Source organism: Nonomuraea sp. NPDC026600, from assembly GCF_040638335.1.
Classification (GTDB): Bacteria; Actinomycetota; Actinomycetes; order Streptosporangiales; family Streptosporangiaceae; genus Nonomuraea.
The window spans coordinates 1-2,642 of record NZ_JBEZYD010000098.1; the positions used below are offsets into that span (position 1 = coordinate 1).

At 66.0% G+C, this 2,642-nt stretch carries 3 protein-coding genes; all 3 read right to left on the minus strand.

Annotation, left to right across the window (positions count from 1 at the left end):
* Positions 1 to 54 precede the first annotated feature (54 nt).
* On the minus strand, positions 55 to 294 hold the full coding sequence (locus AB0F17_RS66310) for a hypothetical protein (protein ID WP_358047818.1): 240 nt from the start codon (positions 292 to 294) through the stop codon (positions 55 to 57).
* Positions 291 to 1,073, minus strand: coding sequence for an IS21-like element helper ATPase IstB (istB, locus tag AB0F17_RS66315; protein WP_358047820.1), 783 nt, complete (start codon positions 1,071 to 1,073; stop codon positions 291 to 293). The genes AB0F17_RS66310 and istB overlap by 4 nt, the downstream gene beginning before the upstream one ends.
* Positions 1,074 to 1,140: 67 nt before the next feature.
* On the minus strand, positions 1,141 to 2,541 hold the full coding sequence (istA, locus tag AB0F17_RS66320) for an IS21 family transposase (protein WP_358047822.1): 1,401 nt from the start codon (positions 2,539 to 2,541) through the stop codon (positions 1,141 to 1,143).
* Between the last annotated feature and the right edge of the window lie 101 nt (positions 2,542 to 2,642).

Genomic DNA, 2,642 nt, shown 5'->3' on the forward strand with positions numbered 1-2,642 from the left:
TGTCGGCGTACTACTTGGAGTGCAGAGCTGAGTACGGGTAAACGTGCAGAGCTGTCAGCGCTGGTCGGTCGAGAGTGGTTCGGGTGGGTGGCGTAGTCCGGCAACGGAGAAACTGAACAGGTCGATGAGGGTGCAGGCGGCGAGCATGCCGTTGCGGGTGGGGCCGGCGGCCTCGGTCGTGGTGAGGAATGCGGCGAGTTGATCGCGGATGGTCGGGCTTCGTAGGAACTCGTCGATGGTGGCGAGCAGGTCGAGGTGGCTGGCGAGGTCGTCGGCGGGGTGGGAGGCTGTCATCCGGTGGCGGCGATATCGGCGTCGAGGTCTTCGACGGCGGCGATGCGGTTCTTGAGCCGGTAGCTGGGTCCGTTGATCGCGATTACTTCGCAGTGGTGGAGAAGCCGGTCGAGGATGGCGGTGACCAGGACGTCGTCGCCGAAGACTTGGCCCCATTCAGAGAAGGCTTTGTTACTTGTCAGTAGGGTTGAGCCCTTCTCATATCTCTTCGAGATGACCTGGAAGACCAGATTGGCCTCGTCGCGAGCCAACGGCTGGTAGCCGACCTCGTCCAGGACCAGAACGTGGGGACGCAGGTAGCCACGTATTTTGGCGGCGCGGCGGCCGATGGCGTCGGCGGCTTTGAGGTTGCGGACCATGTCGTCCAGGGTGGTGAAGTAGACGGAGTAGCCGACCCGGCAGGCCGCGACGGCCAGCGCGACGGCCAGGTGGGTCTTACCCACCCCGGGCGGCCCCAGGAACACGGCGTTGGCCCTGGCTTCGGCGAACGCGACGGTGGCCAGATCCTTGATTTTGCGGGGGTCCAGAGTCGGTTGGTAGGAGAAGTCGTAGTCCTCGATGGTCTTGTGGTGGGGCATCTTGGACACGCGCAGGGCATGACGGACCCGGCGTTCTTCACGGACGGCTTGTTCTTCTTCCAGCACCAGGTCGAGGAAGTCGAGGTAGCCCATCTGGGCGGCGGCGGCGCGGGCGAGGTGGTCGGTCAGGTTCGCGGCCAGATGCGGCAGTCCCATCGTGGTCGCGGTGGCGCGGATGCGGCTGGTGACAAGCTCACTCAACGTCGAAGTCCTTCAAGCTCGATGGTGTGTTGTGCGCGGTCGTGTGCCTGCGCTCTGTAGGTCCGGGTCAGGAGAAGGGGCCGGTGCCGGTGAGCTGGTCATAGTCCGTCAGCGGCCGGTAGCCGACCTCGACCTGCGCGGCGTCCGGGCGGGCGAGCAGGAACGGCAGCGATCTGGCTCCTGGCCCGCGGCGGCGGCGTGCCGCCAGCTCGTCAGCAGGATCCGGGTAGTGTCCACCGCTGGTCGTGGCGCGGGTGTGCCCGTCGGGAAGCGCCTGCCAATGGGCGGGGTCGACCACCCGGGCGCCGCGACCCAGTGCCCGCGGATGCACGGCCAGCAACGTGACCCCATGCGTGTCGGGAACGGTGGCGTGCAGGCTGACGGTGGCCGAGGACGCCCGTACTTCCACCAGCTGCCGGTGGAACACCTTCGTAGCCGGGACGGAGTAGAGGTTGGCCTCGAACGCGATCAGGCAGTCCTTACCAACGTGCCGCAGGTGCCGGTCGGTGACCAGATACGGCCTAGCCGGGATCGGTTTCAGAGCGGCATGGTCACGGCGGGCCCGGACCCCGATCACCTCGCCGTGGGTGCGGTGGGTGGTGCGGCGGCGGATCGGCACCCAGGACGAAAACGCGTTGTCCATGTCGGTCAGCGAGGAGAATCCCCGGCCCGCCAACACGTGATCACGGATTATGGTGACCTGCCGCTCCACCCTGCCCTTCCCTGTCGGACGGTAGGCGGCCAGGACGTCGATGTCGAAGTCGTAGTGCCCGGCGAACGCCACCGCCTCGGGATGCAACGGCACCGCCTTGCCCGGGGCGACGTGCCGGCGCACCACGGTCTTGCACCGGTCGTAGACGATCGACCCCGGAACACCCCCGAAATGATCGAACGCGGCCCGATGACAGCCCCAGAACGTGGCCAGGTCCTGGCTGGTGGTGAAACACACGAACGGATCCCGCGAGTAGGACAGCACCATGTGGAAGGAGTAGACCTTCGCGATACCAACGTGGGCGAGGATCGCGCCCTCATCTCCCCAGTCGACCTGGGCTTGAGCACCCGGCACTACCTCGAACCGGCGGTGCAGCCGGGCCAGCTCGCTGGGTGTGTAACCCAACTCCTGGGCGATCCGCGGCCGGGCCTCCTGCAGATACAGCTTGACCCGCTGATAGTTGCCGGTGAACCCATAGGACTCCACCAGACGTTCGTGGATCACCGAGGCCTTCAACAACAGCTCGGCCCGCAACCACGCATCGATCACCGACACGAACGGCTCGATCACCTGACGACGCCGTGAGGGACGTGGCGCCGCCATCGGCGGAACCGGCGGCCCATCGTTTTCCAAGTATTTCTTCACCGTGCGCCAGTTCAGGCCCGTCTCCCGGGAGATCTCCGAGATGCTCGCCCCCGCATCCCGCAGCACCCGGAACCGACGCAGCTCAAGCCACCGCTCAGCCTCCAGCACCATCTCGACCACCCCGCCAAGTGAAGATCACCAACACTCGGCAGACTCCAAGATCACCACCCTGCAGACACAGCGGACACGCCGTTCAACTCTGCACGTTTACC